Genomic DNA, 15451 nt, shown 5'->3' on the forward strand with positions numbered 1-15451 from the left:
TGTGTCGTTTTTTGTGTATCGAAATTTTCATAGATTATTCTTTATAATTAAGGATTTTTAAAATTGTGTATCGTTTTTGAAGTTGGCACACATCTTGCTTATATATAGGTGACACAGGAGGTGAATACTCTGGCGTGAGCAGAGTTTAAAATTTTTGCTGCTCAGTTTTATTAAGTAGGAGGGTTGCTTGTGAGCATTGATATTGCCTTAGCGCGCATTGATGATCGTCTGATTCATGGACAAGTTGCGACGGCCTGGTCCAAACAAACCGGGATTGAACGCATTCTAGTTGTATCAGATGAGGTGGCCCAAGATCAGTTACGTCGGTTTTTGTTGCAAGAAGCTTCCCCACCAGGAATCAAGTCAAATGTGATTAGTGTTGATAAGATGATTACACTTTATCATGAAGATTTATTGGCTAATCAAAAAGTTATGTTGTTGTTTACCGATCCTAATGCTGTTGAACGTTTGGTTCGCGGCGGTGTTTTGTTGACTTCAATTAACATTGGTGGAATGCGATTTACTGTTGGAAAGAAGATGTTGACCAATTTTGTCTCTTTAGATCAAGCTGATATTGCCTCTTTTCAATTTCTTGCTTCACAAGGTATTGAATTAGAGTTGCGAAAGGTACCAGCAGATCGCAAAGTCTACTTAATGGAATTGTTGGAAAAGGAAAATTTTGTCTAGTTGGTTTTAATCGTCGCATTTTTGAGAAATTATTTATTTATCCCTTAGACGATTAGTAAAACAAAAATGTTATAGGAGGTATACAGATGGTAGGAATTATCCTGGCTAGTCACGGAGAATTCGCTGAAGGCATCTTGCAATCCGGCGCAATGATTTTCGGAGAACAAGAAAATGTTAAAGCAGTAACTTTAATGCCAAGCGAAGGTCCCGATGATGTAAGAGCCAAAATGGAAGCAGCGATTAGTTCTTTTGATGATCAAGATGAAGTATTATTCTTGGTCGATCTTTGGGGCGGAACACCATTCAACCAAGCGAATAACTTGTTTGAAGCCCACAAAGACAAATGGGCAATTGTTGCCGGCATGAACTTGCCAATGGTCATTGAAGCATACGCTTCACGCTTTTCAATGAACTCTGCACAAGAAATTGCAGCTCATATCATTGAAACTGCAAAGGAAGGTGTCCGGGTTAAACCAGAAGAATTAGAACCACAAACCGCGGCTCCAGCAGCAGCTGGAACAGGACAACCAACAGGTGCTATTCCTGAAGGTACAGTTTTAGGCGATGGTCATATCAAATTTGTTTTAGCACGAATTGACTCTCGTTTATTACACGGTCAAGTCGCAACAGCTTGGACAAAAGCAGTTGGTCCTAACCGCATCATTGTTGTTTCTGATGCAGTTGCCAAAGATGATTTACGTAAAAAATTAATCGAACAGGCTGCTCCTCCAGGTGTTAAAGCTAACGTTATTCCAATCTCTAAAATGATTGAAATAGCAAAAGACCCACGTTTTGGTAATACAAAAGCGTTATTGTTGTTTGAAAACCCAGAAGATTTGTTGAAAGCTGTTGAAGGTGGCGTTGATATTAAAGAAGTTAACGTTGGTTCTATGGCCCATTCAGTTGGTAAAGTTCAAGTCAACAAAGTGTTATCAATGAATAATGAAGACGTTCAAACTTTTGAAACATTAAAAGACAAAGGAATTACTTTTGACGTACGTAAAGTACCAGCTAACTCAAAAGAAAACTTTGACGAATTGTTGAAAAAAGCAAAAACTGAATTGGCAAACGCCAATTAGTCATAAGAAAGAGGAGGCTTAATCATGCACGATTTAAACATAATCCAAATGATTTTAGTGGTCATCGTTGCTTTCTTAGCTGGTATGGAAGGTATTTTGGACCAATGGCAATTCCACCAACCACTAGTAGCATGTACGTTGATCGGTTTAGTAACTGGTAACTTAGAAGTCGGAATCATCTTGGGTGGTTCACTACAAATGATCGCCCTAGGTTGGGCAAATATCGGTGCCGCAGTTGCACCAGATGCTGCTTTGGCAGCTGTCGCATCCGCAATTATTTTAGTTTTAGGTGGACAAGGAAAAGCTGGTGTTGCATCTGCTGTTGCCGTTGCTATCCCACTAGCTGTTGCTGGTTTGTTCTTAACAATGATCGCACGTACTTTAGCTGTGCCAATTATCCATATCATGGATAGCGCTGCTGAAGAAGGCGACTACCGTAAAATTGAACTATGGCAATGGGTTGCAATTTGTATGCAAGGCTTACGTATTGCTATTCCTGCTGCCGCTTTACTATTGATTCCTGCTGACACAGTACGTGGCTTCTTAGAATCTATGCCTGCTTGGTTAACAGATGGTATGGCAATCGGTGGTGGTATGGTAGTAGCCGTTGGTTATGCAATGGTTATTAACATGATGGCAACTCGTGAAGTATGGCCATTCTTTGCTATCGGTTTTGTGGTAGCGGCTATTTCACAATTAACATTAATCGCATTAGGTGCTTTAGCTATTTCTATCGCTTTAATTTACCTACACTTAGAAGAAACTGGTGGTTCAGGTAATGGCGGTGGCGGTAACACAGGCGACCCATTAGGCGATATTTTGAACGACTATTAATCTTGAAGGAGGAGAACAAACAATGGCTGAAAAAATTCAATTAACAAAAGCAGACCGTAGAAGTGTCATGTTCCGCTCAATGTTCCTTCAAGGTTCATGGAACTATGAACGTATGCAAAACGGTGGTTGGGCATATGCAATGATCCCAGCAATTAAAAAATTATATACAACCAAAGAAGATCGTGCGGCAGCTTTAAAACGCCACTTGGAATTCTTTAATACTCATCCATATTTAGCAGCTCCAGTATTAGGGGTTACTTTAGCCCTTGAAGAAGAACGTGCGAATGGTGCACCTGTTGATGATGTAGCAATTCAAGGGGTTAAAGTTGGTATGATGGGACCTTTAGCTGGTGTCGGTGACCCAGTATTCTGGTTTACTGTACGTCCAATGTTAGGTGCCTTAGGTGCTTCTCTTGCAATGAGCGGCAGCATTATGGGTCCATTATTATTCTTCTTTGCTTGGAATATTATCCGGATTGCTTTCTTGTGGTACACACAAGAATTTGGTTACCAAGCTGGTTCAAAAATTACTGATGACTTATCAGGTGGTTTGTTACAAAAAGTTACAAAAGGTGCTTCTATCTTAGGTATGTTCGTTTTAGGTTCATTAGTACAACGTTGGGTAAGTGTTAAATTTACGCCGGTTGTTTCTGAAGTTCAATTAGACGACAAAGCATTTATTCACTGGGATAAATTACCTGACGGCTGGAAAGGTATTCAAGAAGCCTTCAGTCAAGTAGGTGCGGGTCTTTCCCAAACTCCTACAAAAGTAACTACCTTACAAGATAACTTGGATCAATTAATTCCAGGTCTTGCTGGTTTATTACTAACTTTACTTTGCATGTGGTTATTGAAGAAAAAAGTTTCTCCAATCGTTATCATCATTGGCTTATTCGTTGTCGGTGTTGGTTTACACGTATTAAACATCATGTAATCAAAATTTTTTACAAGGGCTCAGGGGTTGTTCCCTGGGCTTTTGTTTTACATCTGGTAGTTGTTATGGCTATAATACTTAATAAATATCCATAAAGGAAGTGTCTGTAATGGTTCAGTCGTTAAATAGCAAAGTTGATTTGACTATTGATGCAACATCTTATCTTGGCATTGGTGAGTATGGGAAGATTATGATTGGTGATAAGGCCTTTGAATTTTACAATGATCGTGATATTAATAAATTCATCCAAATTCCGTGGGAAGAAGTAGATTTTGTGGTAGCTTCTGTTTATTTCAAAGGAAAATGGATCCCACGCTATGCTATTCAAACAAAGAAAAATGGGATTTACTCGTTTTCTTCAAAACAACCGAAAAAGGTTTTACGTGCCATCAGAGAATATGTACCGGCAGATCACTTGGTACGTTCCCTAACTTTTTTTCAAGTTGTCAAACGCGGGTTAAAAAGTTGGCAAGTAAAATTAATGGGCAAAAAACAGTAACCGTAAAGGCATGTGCTTTTATGGTTATTTTTTATCTGACAGAAAGGAAGTATAAATTTTTCATAAAAAAATATTGATTTGATTGCGCTAGCACTGACTAGCTTCACGAATCACTTTTTTCAAAGCTAAAATTTATGAAAATAAAAAAAGTCACTTTAATAATTTTTTGCCTTAGGGGGTAGGATTTCGTTAGCTTTTCCTACTCTAGTTGGGTTGTTGAAAATTACGTTAAAACTTAGAAATTAGATGTAACTATTTGGTATAAGTTAGTGTCGTTAACAACTTTTGATGACCACAAAAGATTGAAAAAAAGGCGTTCTTTGAGTCAATGTTTTCGTTATTATTTTGAAATATGTTACCATAAATTGAAGATAAATTTTAAATAGCTTATAGACAGCCTAGTTATTTGTTAGAAACTTTATTTTTGTAGTTTTTGTAAAAGGAGTGAAAAAAATGCTTTGGACATTAATTGTGGGTGCTGTGATTGGAGCAATTGCAGGAGCAATTACCGGTGAAAAACGGGGATGTTTGTTTAATATTATTGCCGGATTGGCAGGGGCTTCAGTCGGACAAGCACTGTTTGGCAATATGGGACCTGATATTGCGGGCATGGCGATTATCCCATCGATTTTAGGTGCGGTAATCGTTGTAGCGGTAGTATCTTTCTTTTTTGGTAAAGCCAAATAATGATTAAAAGGTTGTGAAAAACTATGCTGTACGCAACTACTTTTTGTAGTTGTGACGGATATGAATGGGAAATAACATTTGTATCCGTAAAGAAAGATAGTTTTGTCGCAATCTTTTTTATTTTCTCTTATATTTGCTATAATGATTGGGAAAGTCAAAAGAAAGAAGGAATTCAACATGATGTTACGAGTAGAAAAATTACGAGCAGCGATGCGCAAAGAACAAGTCGATGGCTTTTTAGTGACAAGTCCATATAATTTGCGTTACTTAACCAATTTTACTGGCACGACAGGTTTAGCTGTTATCACATTAAACAAAGCGTTTTTTGTGACGGATTTTCGCTATACAGAACAAGCTAGCGCACAAGCGCCTGATTTTGAAATTATTAAAAATGTAGGACCAATTTTTGACGAAGTAGCGGCATTATGTCAACAAGAAAATATCACTGCGCTAGCCTTTGAAGAAAACTATATTAGCTTTGCTGAATACTCTGTTTTAGAAGAAATCATAGAAGAAACACCGCTCATTCCTATTGCAGGAATGATTGAAACGCTGCGGGAAGTAAAAGATGAAAATGAGATTGCACTTATCCAAAAAGCATGCCAAATTGCCGATCAAGGTTTTGAACATGTTTTAAAATTTATTCGTCCGGGTATGACTGAAATTGAGGTTGCCAATCAACTTGACTTTTATATGCGCTCTCTTGGCGCAACCAGCGTCTCTTTTGACACGATTGTAGCAAGTGGTCTTCGTTCTGCAATGCCTCATGGGGTTGCCAGTGATAAAATAATTGAACAAGGTGATTTAATTACGTTAGACTTTGGTTGTTATTATGAGGGATATGTTTCGGATATGACGAGAACATTTGCAATCGGCGACCCAGGCGAAAAGCTAAAAGAAATTTATCAAATTGTGTTAGAAGCACAATTAAAAGTAATTGAAGCAGCACAACCAGGTTTAACCGGTATTCAATTAGATGCCATTGCCAGAGACCACATTGCAGCGGCTGGATATGGCGAAGCATTCGGACATTCTACCGGTCATGGTATTGGTTTAGAAATTCATGAAGGACCAAATGTTTCCTTTAGAGCAGATAAACAGTTTGTTGTAAATAACGTCATTACAGATGAACCAGGAATTTATTTACCGGGAATCGGTGGTGTGAGAATTGAAGATGATTTATTAATTACAGCTTCTGGGAATGAAGTCTTAACTCGCTCACCAAAAGAGCTGATTATTTTATAAGCTACTAAGCAAAAAAATGCGTTACTACTTGTTGGTAACGCATTTTTTATGTTTTTTTCTAATTTGACCCGAATGTTAATAGTATTTTTTTATTTGCAAAAAGAAATGCGAGAATTATTTTGACCTAAGTGAAAATAACGCTTACAATTCGAAGGAAGGAGGGAAATTATGGTAAAAGAAATTGATGCTGTTTTAAAGCAAGCTGAGCTAATCTATGTACATCAATCTAAATTTAGTGAAGAAGATTGGCATAGTACTTTACATACCCATTATTTTACGGAAGTTATGTACGTATTAAGTGGTAGGGGGAGTTTTATTGTCGAAGGGAAAGAATATCCGATTGCAGCCCACGATATTGTCGTGGTTAATCCGTATGTACGCCATACCGAAAAATCATCAGGAGAATTTCCTTTATGGTATATCGTGATTGGAGTGAACAATATCCGTTTTGTTAAACAAAACAAGCGGGAAAGCCACTATATTTTTCGCGATGTTTTGGACGAAATGGTGCCTTTATTAAAATTGATTATTGCTGAAATAAATGAAAAACAACAAGGGGCAAATGCTGTTTTGCAAAGATTGGCGGAAGTTGTTTTGGTGAAAGTTTTACGCAGTAATAATTTTAGTTTAATCGAGATTGAAAATAAAAATATTTCAAAAGATGGCGCGATTATTAAAGACTTTATTGATCAACATTATAAAGAAAATCTAACCTTAGATGTTTTATCCCGTCAACTGCATTTGGATAAATACTATATGATTCATATTTTTAAAGAGAACTTTGCTGAAACACCCATGAATTATATGATGCAAAAGCGTCTAGAAAACGCCCAAGAATTATTAATTAGTACCGACTATTCTGTTGGTCAAATTGCAGAAATTGCGGGTTTTACTTCGCAATCTTATTTTAACCAAGCCTTTAAAAAAGGGATTGGCACTTCCCCTAATCAATATCGTAAACACCACCGTTAGTTTTAGTATATTTTACTAAATCGGGAATTTATAAATATTTCTAAAAAAACGACCAATATTTTAAAACTAAAGCGCTTACAATAAAGGTATACTTAAGCCATCAAATGAGGGAGGAATCCGACATGAAAAAAGCATTAGGATTGGTATTAGCTTTGGGGTTATCAGGTCTTTTACTAGCAGGTTGTGGCGGTGGTGGCAGTACTGACGGCAGCAACGGAGACAAAGCAGCAGGAGATAAAAAAGTTTTGAAAGTGGCGGCACTAGAATCTGCCTATGGCGCAGATATGTGGGATAAAGTAAAAGCTGCATACGAAAAAGACAATCCCGGCGTGACCGTAGAATTGACCGTTGACAAAAAACTAGAAGATGTCATTAGTCCAAATATGAAAGCAGGAAACTATCCAGATGTAATCTTACTTGCGACCGGGCGTGAAGCGGGGTTGACCGAAACCTTTATCAAAGACAAAAACTTGGAAGATTTAACAGATGTATTTGATATGAAAGTACCTGGTGAAGATAAGACCGTGAAAGATAAATTGATTCCAGGCTTTATTGATACACTAGCAACAAATCCTTACAATGACAAAAAGACGTATATGGCTCCGATGTTTTATTCACCAACTGGTTTATTCTATGATGCAAATCTTTTAAAAACTAAAGGTTGGGAAGTACCAAAAACTTGGGATGAGATGTGGGATTTAGGTGAAAAAGCGAAAAAAGAAGGAATTGCATTATTTACTTATCCAACAGCCGGTTACTTGGACTCATTTATGTATAGTTTGCTTTCTGTAACAGGTGGCCCAGAATTCTTTAATGAAGCGATGACCTATCAAAAAGGAGCTTGGTCTTCTAAAGAAGCGACAGAAGCATTTGATACAGTTGGTAAATTGGCGAAATATACGGCTACAACAACAGTTGCCAATGCCAATGACAATGACTTTACTAAAAATCAACAACTAATTTTAGATGATAAAGCGATCTTCATGCCAAATGGAACATGGGTACCTGGTGAGATGAAAGATGCACCACGAGCTGATGGTTTTGAATGGGGAATGACTGCTTTGCCTGCCTTTGAATCAGGTGGTGATAGCTATTCTTATACATTCTTTGAACAAATGTGGATGCCAACAGGAGCTGCAAATAAAAAAGAAGGTAAGAAATTCATTTCTTATATGTACTCTGATAAAGCAGCAGATATCTTTAAAGAAGCTGGCGCAATTCAACCAATCCAAGGGATGTCAGAAAAATTAGAGGGCGACAATAAATTATTCTACAGTATTTACGATAATGGTGCCAAAGCAGTAATGGGTGGCCTTGAAAATACTGTAACAGTTGAAGGCGTAAATATGCGGGATACATTATTTAGCGCAGTAGACAGTGTTGTTTCTGGCGATAAGACAGTAAAAGACTGGCAAGATAGCGTTGTAAGTGCGGCGGATAAAATTCGTGAAGCAGCAGATAAACAATAAGTAGCAGATAAAAGGCTGTGACAAAGGAATTTGTGGCAGCCTTTTATCATAAAGTAGTAAAAGTTATAAATAAAAAAATAATATCTGTTTATAAATAATACTAAAAAAGGTGATCCTATGAATGAAAAGAAACAAAAGAAGGTGTTTATCACTTTATGTCTGCTCCCAGCGACATTATTGGTATTGATTTTCATGGTGTATCCCACCATTAATGTTTTCTTTATGTCCTTATTTAAATGGGGCGGTTATTCTGCTGAAAAGACATTTGTTGGGTTAGATAATTTTAAGACCTTAATTAAAGACATGGCATTTTTCCGTTCTTTCCAGAACACAATTTTATTAATTGTTATCGTTACTATTTTTACGTTAGCTCTAGCCTTAATTTTTGCTTCAATTTTGACGCGGGAAAAATTCAAGGGTGTTAATTTATTCCGGATTATTTTTTACATCCCTAATATTTTATCAATCGTTGTTATTGCAGCTATTTTTTCTGCTATTTATGATCCCAGCAGCGGGTTATTGAATAATTTATTAAGTGCAGTGCGTCTTGAAAACTTACAACAGTTGTGGCTGGGTAATCAAAAAATTGTTATCTATTCAATTGGGGCGGCCTTAATTTGGCAGGCAATTGGGTATTACATGGTGATGTACATGGCTTCAATGGCTTCAATTCCAGAAAGTCTTTATGAAGCTTCGGCTCTAGAAGGGGCGAGTGCAATCCAGCAATTCTTCACGATAACATTGCCACTAACTTGGAGTACCATTCGAACAACCTTAACTTTTTTTGTGATTAGTACGATTAATTTAAGTTTCTTATTAGTCAAAGCAATGACCAATGGTGGTCCAGATGGCTCAACAGAAGTATTTTTAAGTTATATGTATAAACAAGCTTATACAAATTCTTCTTATGGCTATGGGATGGCAATCGGAGTGGTTGTCTTTACTTTTTCGTTTATCTTATCTGCAGTGTTAAACAAAATTACCAAACGTGACGTTTATGAATTTTAGGAGGGAAACAAGATGAAAAAATCTACAAAACTTTATAAAATCTTTGTCTATGTTGCCCTCATCACGTTGGCAATTTCGATTGTTGTACCGATTGCGTGGGTATTTTTAGCATCAATTAAAGAAAATTCAGAGTTTTACGGCGATCCGTGGGCACTACCAAAAGGCTTTTATTTCGACAATTTTGTAGCCGCCTTCCAAAAAGCTAACATGGGACTTTACATGTGGAATTCAGTCAAAGTAACAGCACTGGCATTAGTGATTTTAATTGTTGTGGCACTCCCAGCAGCATACGTTTTAGCCCGCTTCAAATTTAAAGGCCGTGGGATTTTAAATACATTATTTATGATGGGCTTGTTTATTAACTCCAATTATATTGTCGTACCGATTTTTCTAATGCTTTTGGACGGGGATAATGCATTGCGAAAAATCAGTGGTCAAGGTTTCTTTATTGATAATCTCTTTGTTTTAGCCCTTGTGTATGCCGCTACGGCCTTACCTTTTACGATTTATTTATTATCAAATTATTTTCGTACGTTATCTTCTTCTTATGAAGAAGCAGCTTATATTGATGGCGCTGGTTTTTTCAAAACGCTGGTGGTCGTCATGGCGCCTTTGGCAAAACCAAGTATTATTACGGTTATTTTGTTTAACTTCTTGAGTTTTTGGAATGAGTATATCATCGCCTTAACGTTGATTCCAGGTCCGAATAAGACGTTACCAGTCGGGTTAATTAATTTGATGGCCGGACAAAAAGCTGCTGCTAATTATGGGCAATTATACGCCGGTTTAGTAATCGTGATGTTACCTACACTAATTTTATATATTTTAGTTCAAAAACAATTGACCCAAGGAATGACAGTTGGCGGGAATAAGGAATAGGAGAGACGAAGATGGAAAAAGGAAGAGTAACCATTCCAAGTGAGAGTAACTTCTTGGCAGAAACCAAACGTTTAATGGCTTTGTGGGGGGCAGATGCCATTCGCGATAGCGATGGTACAAAGCTTGATGAAGAGCTAAAACAAATTGGAGCAAAAATTTATACGACTTATTTTGTAGCAAGAGGACACAATGACTTTGCCCAAAAGCACTTAGAAGAAGTGCAACAAGCTTTTTTGTTAAGTGAGCGGGTCTGTGCCACAGAAGATGAACCTAAAATTTGGTTTATGAAAGGTTATCTAGAAGAACAACTGCAACCAAATTACAGAGAAGATCCCAAAGAATTATGGGAAGTATACGATCGAACGACTGGTGAGAAGTTAGCCAATGAAGATTGGGAAGTGGATCAAAAACAAAATGTCGTTTCTTTAAAAAAATGGCAACCTTATCATGAGTACACAGTTTCCTTTTTAGCCAGTATGATTTGGGATCCAACTCAAATGTACAATCATATCACCAACGATTGGGGAGATAAACCCCATGAGATTCCTTTTGATATTAGACAGCCTGAGTCCAAAGCCTTTGTTCGTAATTTTTTGACCAACTGGCTAGCCGATAATCCAGATACTGATGTGGTGCGTTTTACGACCTTTTTTTATCATTTTACACTATTTTTCAATGATCAAAAAAAGGAAAAATTTGTCGATTGGTTTGGTTATGGTTCGACGGTATCTGTGCGAGCGTTAAAAGAATTTGAACAAGCCTATGGCTACAAATTACACGCTGAAGATTTTGTTGATGAAGGGTATTATAATTCACCATTTCGTGTTCCTTCCCAAGCCTTTTTGGATTATATTGATTTCATCCAACGCTTTGTTGCAAATGAAGCCAAAAAGCTAGTGGAAATTGTACATGATGCTAAACGAGAAGCGATGATGTTTCTAGGAGATAACTGGATTGGAACAGAGCCCTATGGACCTTATTTTAAAGAAATTGGCTTGGATGCAGTTGTAGGAAGCGTAGGCAACGGAACGACTTTAAGAATGATTTCAGAAATTCCCCATGTGAAGTACACGGAAGGAAGATTTTTACCGTACTTTTTCCCAGATGTTTTTTATGAGGGAAATGATCCAACAATCGAAGCCAAAGAAAACTGGTTAACAGCGCGACGCGCTATTTTACGTAAACCTGTCGATCGCATTGGTTATGGCGGGTATTTATCCCTAGCCAATAAATTTCCTGAATTTGTTGATTACGTAAGTAGTGTCACTGCAGAATTTCGCGATTTGTATGAAAGAATAGCAGATGTCAAACCTTATGTAGGCATAAAAGTTGGTATTTTAAACTCTTGGGGAAAACTGCGTTCATGGCAGACTCATATGGTGGCCCACGCTTTGTGGTATCAACAAATTTATAGCTATCTTGGTGTCTTAGAGTCATTATCAGGACAAAAAATTGCCGTTGAATTTTTAAACTTTGCGGATATAAAAGCAGGTGTTCCAGGAGATATTGATGTTTTGATTAATGTAGGAGATGCGGGTACCGCGTTTTCTGGTGGCAAAAATTGGCAAGATACACAATTAATTGCAACTTTAACGAAATGGGTAGCAAACGGTGGTGGTTTAATTGGAATTGGAGAACCAACGGCTCATCTAGCGAATGGACGCTTCTTCCAATTGGCGCATATTTTAGGTGTCGACAAAGAATTAGGATTCAGCTTATCGACAGATAAATACTTTAAAGATGAAGTTTCAGCACATTTCATCACCGACAAAGCAACGCAGGTAGAATTTGGAGAAATGCAAAAAAATATTTATGCACTATCGGAAGAAACACAAATTTTACGCTATCTTGATGGTAGTGTACAATTGGCTACCCACGACTTTTCTAAAGGACGTGGCGTGTACTTTAGTGGCATGCCTTATTCACCAGAAAATGCACAAATCTTTTTACGGGCCATTTATTATGCAGCCCATAAAGAAGAAGAGTTAAACATTTGGTATGCAGAAAATCCCGATGTGGAAGTTCATGCGTATCCAGAAAAAAGACAATATGCGGTGGTAAATAATACAGACGAAAAACAAGTGTCAAAAATTTATACAGACAAAAAAAATTACGTGATTACATTGGCTCCTGGGGCAATCGAATGGAGGAATTATGATGAGTAAAGCGAAGTTTTGGCTGCAGGTAGCAGTCTTTATCGTCTGTTTTTTATTAATCGTTTATGGTCAAAAAAATATTGGCTATACAGGTTTAGCGTTACAAGTTGTAGGTCTTGCAGGGCTACTTAGTCTTTTGTGGCGCTATAACAAAAATTATCAGTAGGAGATGGCAAAATGAAATATGCAATCGGTATTGATATTGGGGGGACAAAAGTTGCTGGTGGTTTGGTGGATGAACTGGGGAATGTCACCCATATCACCCGTCTACTTTCAAGTGCTAGTGATCGTGAAGGAATGTTTGCTGTCGTTTGTCGCGTAATCGAACAAGTGTTAGTTGATAGTAAGTTATCCCCTCATGAAGTGTGTGTAGGACTAGGGGTTCCCGGTCTAGTGGACCGCAAAGCTGGTGTGGCAGTTTTTCAAAATAATTTAGCTTGGGAAAATTTTCCAGTTGTCGCGCGTTTAAGAGAAGCATTCCCGGCTGTGGGAAATATCGTGATCGACAATGATGTCTATCAAGCAACGCGAGCAGAATGGAATTATGCTGGTCTTAAAAATGAGGAATTACTCGTCTATGTCACCATTAGTACAGGATTGTCTTGTGCTATTATGACTAGAGGTGACTTTATTCGTGGCAATGGTTTTGCCGGAGAACTTGGTTTAATTCCATTAAAGAAAAGAAATGGTCAAATGTATTCTGTCGAGCAAAGTGCGGCAGGTCCTGCTTTAGCAGAACAAGGCAAAGAAGCCTATAATGATGGGACTGTAACACCAGAAGAAATTTTTCGCCGTTATCGCTTAGGAGAACCCTTAGCAAAAGATTTAGTGGAAGCTTGGGGCAAAGATGTTAGTCAGGCGATATACACCATCGTGTCATTGCTAGACCCACAAAAAATTGTTTTTGGCGGCAGTGTTATGACGCTAAATCCTGATTTACTTCCATTAATCAAAACAAAATTAGGAGAATGGATTGTTCCTGCGCAAAGTCATAGTATTAGTACATTAGCTATCTCTCCTTATCCAAACACTGGCGGAATTATTGGGGCTGGTTTACACGCCTTGCAGTAATTTTTTAAGCGCAATTTTTTATTTGGTTTTATCCGATAAAAAATTGCGTTTTTTTGTCGTGAACGCAAACGGTTTTACATAAGAGTTGTAGCTAACAAAGAGGGTTTTTATAGCCTTTGGATTAAAATAATGATAAACTATTAACGAATATGCTGGATTGCAGACAGCCTTTTGGTGCTAGTAAATAAGGAGGATAGCCATGATTTCAGTAAATGATTTTAAAACAGGTTTAACAATTGAAGTTGACGGTGATATTTGGCGTGTGGTAGATTTCCAACACGTAAAACCTGGTAAAGGGGCAGCTTTTGTCCGTTCAAAATTAAAAAATTTGCGGAATGGCGCCGTGCAAGAAAAAACTTTCCGAGCCGGTGAAAAAGTTGCGAAAGCGCAAATTGATAATCGTAAAATGCAATACTTGTATGAAAGTGGCGACAGCCATGTTTTTATGGACTTGGAAACTTATGAACAAATTGAGATTCCAACAGAACAAATTAAAGACGAACTGAAATATATGCTAGAGAACATGGAAATCACGGTTATTATGTATGGATCAGAGATTTTAGGTGTTGATTTACCAAATACTGTGGTTTTAGAAGTTGCTGAAACAGAACCCAATATCAAAGGAGATACTTCTTCTGGGGGCGGTAAACCAGCAACCATGGAAACTGGCGTGACCGTGAACGTACCGTTTTTTGTTAATCAAGGTGATAAATTGATTATTAATACAACTGACGGTTCATATGTTTCACGCGCATAATTGTAATTAGACTGGGGGACGTCATTGTGGCTGACGAAAAGAATTTAGTATTAGATGCAAATCAAGATTTAGGAGAAATTGTAATCGCTCCTGAAGTGATTGAGATTATTATTGGGATTGCCGCTTCCAAGGTTGACGGTGTCTATGACATGCAAGGAAGCTTTACGAGTAATGTGACCCAACTATTAGGTCGTTCAAACCATGGTAAAGGTGTTTCTTTAACAATTGACGAGACCGGGATTAAGGTTGACCTTTACTGCTATATGAAGTATGGTGTTTCTGTGCCAAAAACAGCGATGGAAATTCAAGAACGAGTGAAACAACAAGTACTCTTTATGACAGATGTTGAATTAACTGAGGTAAACGTTCATGTTGTTGCTGTCGTACCAGAAAAAATTGAAACACCAGATTTAGATGAATTATTTGAAAATGAGGAAGAAAATGAGTAAAGAATTATCTCGTCACGAGATCCGAAAAATGGCCTTACAAGCTTTATTTCCCTTAGATTTTAACCAGGATTTAGACAAAAAAGATGCCATTATGCAAGCAATCGAATTAGAGCACCACGAAATGGTGGACGCAGAACAAGAAAATTTTGTTCCTGCATATTTAGATCAATTAGTAGTAGGTGTGTGTGAACATAAAGTAGCCTTAGATGAATTGATTCAAAAACATTTAAAAAAAGGTTGGAGTATTAAACGTCTTTCTAAAATGGATTTGTGTATTTTACGCATTGCCAGCTACGAAATGATGTATGAAAAAGATGTTCCCAACAAAGTGGCCTTAAACGAAGCCTTGGAACTGACCAAGACATTTAGCGATGATCAATCACGTAAATTCGTCAATGGGGTTTTATCCGCAATTAATACGGATTTGACTAAAGAAGTGGCCGATAAGGATAAACTGTAGTGAAGTAAATTAAGGCAGGTGAGAATCTTAAATGATTTTCACCTGTTTTTTTTAGTGATTAGAATTTTTTTAAGACACGAGGGAATCTGCTTTTTAGTCAATTTTATTGGTAGTTTACTTCAAAAATCAACTTTAGTGGTAATCTGTAAAGTATTTCAAAAATTAAGAGAGCATTTTAAAAATATTTTGCCTGAATTACTCAAAAGTTAAGTGAATTTGCCAAGCCTTTATATGCTGTGAGTTGATTTTATTTTTCAATGGTAAA

The 15451-nt window shown here is 37.4% G+C and carries 17 protein-coding genes; all 17 read left to right on the forward strand.

Going from position 1 to position 15451, the window contains the following annotated elements; genetic code table 11:
• Positions 1-195: 195 nt before the first annotated feature.
• The 17 genes from JZO76_RS09615 (at position 196) to nusB (ending at position 15186) form a co-directional block, all read left to right on the forward strand.
• Entirely contained in the window at positions 196-687 is a 492-nt protein-coding gene (locus tag JZO76_RS09615) for a mannose/fructose/sorbose PTS transporter subunit IIB (RefSeq protein WP_206903913.1), read from the forward strand.
• A gap of 86 nt (positions 688-773) precedes the next feature.
• Positions 774-1766: a mannose/fructose/sorbose PTS transporter subunit IIB gene (locus JZO76_RS09620; RefSeq protein ID WP_206903853.1), complete on the forward strand. Its 993-nt coding sequence runs from the start codon at positions 774-776 to the stop codon at positions 1764-1766.
• A gap of 24 nt (positions 1767-1790) precedes the next feature.
• Positions 1791-2600 (forward strand): PTS mannose/fructose/sorbose transporter subunit IIC, encoded by an 810-nt coding sequence (locus JZO76_RS09625; protein WP_206903854.1) that lies wholly within the window; start codon positions 1791-1793, stop codon positions 2598-2600.
• 22 nt (positions 2601-2622) lie between these two features.
• Positions 2623-3534, forward strand: a complete 912-nt coding sequence (locus JZO76_RS09630; RefSeq protein ID WP_206903855.1) for a PTS system mannose/fructose/sorbose family transporter subunit IID — start codon at positions 2623-2625, stop codon at positions 3532-3534.
• A gap of 109 nt (positions 3535-3643) precedes the next feature.
• Positions 3644-4033, forward strand: coding sequence for a DUF956 family protein (locus JZO76_RS09635; RefSeq protein ID WP_206903856.1), 390 nt, complete (start codon positions 3644-3646; stop codon positions 4031-4033).
• Positions 4034-4486: 453 nt separating this feature from the next.
• Positions 4487-4720 (forward strand): GlsB/YeaQ/YmgE family stress response membrane protein, encoded by a 234-nt coding sequence (locus JZO76_RS09640; protein ID WP_206903857.1) that lies wholly within the window; start codon positions 4487-4489, stop codon positions 4718-4720.
• 177 nt (positions 4721-4897) lie between these two features.
• On the forward strand, positions 4898-5965 hold the full coding sequence (locus tag JZO76_RS09645) for a M24 family metallopeptidase (protein WP_206903914.1): 1068 nt from the start codon (positions 4898-4900) through the stop codon (positions 5963-5965).
• 168 nt (positions 5966-6133) lie between these two features.
• Positions 6134-6937, forward strand: coding sequence for a helix-turn-helix domain-containing protein (locus JZO76_RS09650; protein ID WP_206903858.1), 804 nt, complete (start codon positions 6134-6136; stop codon positions 6935-6937).
• A 122-nt stretch (positions 6938-7059) separates the two neighbouring features.
• The gene (locus JZO76_RS09655) at positions 7060-8406 is read left to right on the forward strand and encodes a carbohydrate ABC transporter substrate-binding protein (RefSeq protein ID WP_206903859.1); all 1347 of its coding nucleotides are present in this window, start codon (positions 7060-7062) and stop codon (positions 8404-8406) included.
• Positions 8407-8523: 117 nt separating this feature from the next.
• Positions 8524-9414: a carbohydrate ABC transporter permease gene (locus JZO76_RS09660; protein ID WP_206903860.1), complete on the forward strand. Its 891-nt coding sequence runs from the start codon at positions 8524-8526 to the stop codon at positions 9412-9414.
• A 12-nt stretch (positions 9415-9426) separates the two neighbouring features.
• Complete coding sequence (locus JZO76_RS09665; RefSeq protein WP_206903861.1) at positions 9427-10293, forward strand: carbohydrate ABC transporter permease; 867 nt, start codon at positions 9427-9429, stop codon at positions 10291-10293.
• Between the two features lie 11 nt (positions 10294-10304).
• Positions 10305-12458, forward strand: coding sequence for a 1,3-beta-galactosyl-N-acetylhexosamine phosphorylase (gnpA, locus tag JZO76_RS09670; protein WP_206903862.1), 2154 nt, complete (start codon positions 10305-10307; stop codon positions 12456-12458).
• The gene (locus JZO76_RS09675; protein WP_206903863.1) at positions 12451-12615 is read left to right on the forward strand and encodes a DUF6903 family protein; all 165 of its coding nucleotides are present in this window, start codon (positions 12451-12453) and stop codon (positions 12613-12615) included. Before gnpA ends, JZO76_RS09675 begins: the two co-directional genes overlap by 8 nt.
• An 11-nt stretch (positions 12616-12626) precedes the next feature.
• Entirely contained in the window at positions 12627-13520 is an 894-nt protein-coding gene (locus JZO76_RS09680) for an ROK family protein (protein ID WP_206903864.1), read from the forward strand.
• Positions 13521-13719: 199 nt separating this feature from the next.
• Positions 13720-14277 carry an elongation factor P gene (efp, locus tag JZO76_RS09685; RefSeq protein WP_206903865.1) on the forward strand — a complete coding sequence of 186 codons (558 nt, stop codon included), beginning with the start codon at positions 13720-13722 and terminating at the stop codon, positions 14275-14277.
• A 26-nt stretch (positions 14278-14303) separates the two neighbouring features.
• Positions 14304-14726, forward strand: a complete 423-nt coding sequence (locus tag JZO76_RS09690) for an Asp23/Gls24 family envelope stress response protein (RefSeq protein ID WP_206903866.1) — start codon at positions 14304-14306, stop codon at positions 14724-14726.
• Positions 14719-15186: a transcription antitermination factor NusB gene (gene nusB / locus JZO76_RS09695; protein WP_206903867.1), complete on the forward strand. Its 468-nt coding sequence runs from the start codon at positions 14719-14721 to the stop codon at positions 15184-15186. Before JZO76_RS09690 ends, nusB begins: the two co-directional genes overlap by 8 nt.
• Positions 15187-15451: the final 265 nt, after the last annotated feature.

The organism is Candidatus Enterococcus myersii, assembly GCF_017316025.1.
GTDB classification, from domain to species: Bacteria; Bacillota; Bacilli; order Lactobacillales; family Enterococcaceae; genus Enterococcus_C; species Enterococcus_C montenegrensis.

Coding starts and splice junctions, on each gene's coding strand:
- JZO76_RS09675 (WP_206903863.1), top strand. CDS start 12,451: ATGAGTAAAGCGAAGTTTTGGCTGCAGGTAGCAGTCTTTATCGTCTGT.
- JZO76_RS09680 (WP_206903864.1), top strand. CDS start 12,627: ATGAAATATGCAATCGGTATTGATATTGGGGGGACAAAAGTTGCTGGT.
- JZO76_RS09640 (WP_206903857.1), top strand. CDS start 4,487: ATGCTTTGGACATTAATTGTGGGTGCTGTGATTGGAGCAATTGCAGGA.
- JZO76_RS09650 (WP_206903858.1), top strand. CDS start 6,134: ATGGTAAAAGAAATTGATGCTGTTTTAAAGCAAGCTGAGCTAATCTAT.
- nusB (WP_206903867.1), top strand. CDS start 14,719: ATGAGTAAAGAATTATCTCGTCACGAGATCCGAAAAATGGCCTTACAA.
- JZO76_RS09625 (WP_206903854.1), top strand. CDS start 1,791: ATGCACGATTTAAACATAATCCAAATGATTTTAGTGGTCATCGTTGCT.
- JZO76_RS09645 (WP_206903914.1), top strand. CDS start 4,898: ATGATGTTACGAGTAGAAAAATTACGAGCAGCGATGCGCAAAGAACAA.
- JZO76_RS09620 (WP_206903853.1), top strand. CDS start 774: ATGGTAGGAATTATCCTGGCTAGTCACGGAGAATTCGCTGAAGGCATC.
- JZO76_RS09630 (WP_206903855.1), top strand. CDS start 2,623: ATGGCTGAAAAAATTCAATTAACAAAAGCAGACCGTAGAAGTGTCATG.
- efp (WP_206903865.1), top strand. CDS start 13,720: ATGATTTCAGTAAATGATTTTAAAACAGGTTTAACAATTGAAGTTGAC.
- JZO76_RS09655 (WP_206903859.1), top strand. CDS start 7,060: ATGAAAAAAGCATTAGGATTGGTATTAGCTTTGGGGTTATCAGGTCTT.
- JZO76_RS09635 (WP_206903856.1), top strand. CDS start 3,644: ATGGTTCAGTCGTTAAATAGCAAAGTTGATTTGACTATTGATGCAACA.
- JZO76_RS09660 (WP_206903860.1), top strand. CDS start 8,524: ATGAATGAAAAGAAACAAAAGAAGGTGTTTATCACTTTATGTCTGCTC.
- gnpA (WP_206903862.1), top strand. CDS start 10,305: ATGGAAAAAGGAAGAGTAACCATTCCAAGTGAGAGTAACTTCTTGGCA.
- JZO76_RS09665 (WP_206903861.1), top strand. CDS start 9,427: ATGAAAAAATCTACAAAACTTTATAAAATCTTTGTCTATGTTGCCCTC.